This window comes from Streptomyces katrae (assembly GCF_000966975.1).
Classification (GTDB): Bacteria; Actinomycetota; Actinomycetes; order Streptomycetales; family Streptomycetaceae; genus Streptomyces; species Streptomyces katrae.
In genome coordinates this window covers 1-1989 of record NZ_JZWV01001580.1, presented here as the reverse complement: position 1 = coordinate 1989, position 1989 = coordinate 1, and the positions used below count along the sequence as shown (strand labels likewise).

Genomic DNA, 1989 nt, shown 5'->3' with positions numbered 1-1989 from the left:
GACAGGACGTTGATGTCCTGGACGCCGATGTTGGCGATGAGGGCGGCCACCGACTGGACGTTGACCTTCGCGGGCAGGCCGATGCACGGCTTGTTCAGGGTGCCCTGGACCAGGCCGAGCTGGGGGCTCTGGTCGCCCGCGGTCTTCTGGTTGCCGTAGATCTGCTGGGNGCCGTTGCCGTTGACGGTGTTGACCCCGTTGTCGTTGCCGATGGCCATGGCCGGGGCGGCGGCGGCAGCGCCGACGCCGACGGCAACGGCGGAGACGGCGGCGGCGGTCATGATCTTCTTGAGCATCATTGGTCCTTTTGTCGCACGAGTGCCCGCTAGTGGAGCGCCCTGATCAACCTGCCGCCGCGGGGCATGGTTGCGCTGCTTCACTCAAACGGCCCGTCCGGGGCCGGGATTTCCCCGGCGTGGGTGAGACCGTTGCGGACACCTGCGCGAAGCCCGTACGCAGCCCCAGGGGCGGCCGGGGGCGCGCGGCCTCCGGTTGCGCTCCGTCGAGGGTGTTCGCACGGTGGGTGAGTAAGTGGACTACTCCGGTCCGCTTGCGCGACCACCCCGAAGGGTTCCCCATGCACCCCACCAAGGCGTCCCGCCTCCGCGTCCTCGTCCCGTCGGCCCTCGCCGTCGTCATACTGTCCGGCGCGGCCGCCCCCGCGGGCGCCGCGGACGGCCAGGGCGCCGCCGCCGTCGAAAGGAAGGCGGCGGCCGTGCAGCAGCAGATCGAACGGCTGGAGGAGGCCGCGGAATCCCGGGAGCGGGTCGCGGCCGGACCGATCGACGACCTCCTCGCCGGCCTCACGAAGACCCTCTCGGACCTGCTGAACTCGCTGACGGGCCTGCTCGGCGGCATCAAGCTCCCGCCGATCGAGGTGCCGAAGCTCCCCGAGATCAAACTGCCCGACATCAAGCTGCCGGACCTCCCCGTCACCGTCCCGAAGCTGCCGGACCTCCCGGTCACCGTCCCCGCGGTGCCCGCGACCCCGGCGGTGCCCGGGGTCACGCCGGCCGTCCCGACCGTCCCCGACGTTCAGATCCCCGACATCCCCATCAGCAACTAGCCGGCGGCCACGGCGGCACCCAACGGGCAGGATGGTTACGACTATTGGGCTGAACAGGTCAGATCCTGCCGTCGGCCGTGTCGTCGGGGGACGCTGGACCGTTTCGCTCGGTGTGAGCCCCGGGACCGGGGCAGGACATCGAACGAGAAGGTGCACTCCCCATGAACTCTGCTGCCAAGAAGGCCGCCGTGGCCCTGGCCTCCGCTGGTCTCGCCGTGGCCGGTGCCGCCGGTGCCGCCTCCGCCGACGCCCAGGCCGAGGGCGCGGCCGTGGGCTCCCCCGGTGTTCTCTCGGGCAACCTGGTCCAGGTGCCGGTCCACGTTCCGATCAACGTCTGCGGCAACTCCGTGAACCTGGTCGGCGCGCTGAACCCGGCGTTCGGCAACGTCTGCGTCAACGACTGACGTTCCTCGCAGTCGGCACCACGTGACCGTGGGCGCCACCGGCCTCGCCGGTGGCGCCCACGGTCGTGTCGGGAGCCTTTCGCAGCGGCCCGGCGTCACTTGCCGCCGTTGAGCTCCACCCCGCCGAGCAGCGGCGAGGCCTTGGTCGCGCCGTTCGCCAGGCCCAGGGCCGTGCCGGGGACGTCGTTGCGGGCCTTGTTGACGCCCTGCACCGTGTGGACCACCTTGCCGACCGTGTCGCCCTGCTCGGCCAGCGCGTTGCCCGCCGTCTGGGGGAGCGCCTCGGAGACGGGGTTCACGGCGTTCAGCACCTCGGTCACTCCGCCCGTCGCGCTCATCGGGGGCATCGCGGGGGCGTCGGCCGCGAAGGCGGGGGCCGTGGCGCCGAGAGCGGCGACGGAACCGACGACGACAGCGGCGACCTGGGAGAGCTTCATTGCGGAAATCCTCTTCTTTTCGTGGACCGTGGCGGCAGCGGCGACCGGCTCGCCGCTTTCCTCCTGGGTAACGATTCCCGGT

The 1989-nt window shown here is 71.4% G+C and carries 4 protein-coding genes; 2 read left to right on the top strand and 2 right to left on the bottom strand.

Annotated features, from left to right (window positions below; translation table 11 throughout):
• On the bottom strand, positions 1–296 hold a 296-nt coding region (locus VR44_RS39365), incomplete at its 3' end, for a rodlin (RefSeq protein ID WP_045952498.1).
• A gap of 281 nt (positions 297–577) precedes the next feature.
• Between VR44_RS39365 and VR44_RS39360 the strand changes: the two genes are divergently transcribed.
• Positions 578–1066: a hypothetical protein gene (locus VR44_RS39360; RefSeq protein WP_045952497.1), complete on the top strand. Its 489-nt coding sequence runs from the start codon at positions 578–580 to the stop codon at positions 1064–1066.
• A gap of 161 nt (positions 1067–1227) precedes the next feature.
• Positions 1228–1470 carry a chaplin gene (locus tag VR44_RS39355; RefSeq protein WP_045952496.1) on the top strand — a complete coding sequence of 81 codons (243 nt, stop codon included), beginning with the start codon at positions 1228–1230 and terminating at the stop codon, positions 1468–1470.
• A gap of 95 nt (positions 1471–1565) precedes the next feature.
• Here the strand turns inward: VR44_RS39355 and VR44_RS39350 are convergent, their stop codons facing one another.
• Positions 1566–1907, bottom strand: a complete 342-nt coding sequence (locus VR44_RS39350) for a hypothetical protein (protein ID WP_045952495.1) — start codon at positions 1905–1907, stop codon at positions 1566–1568.
• Positions 1908–1989 lie beyond the last annotated feature (82 nt).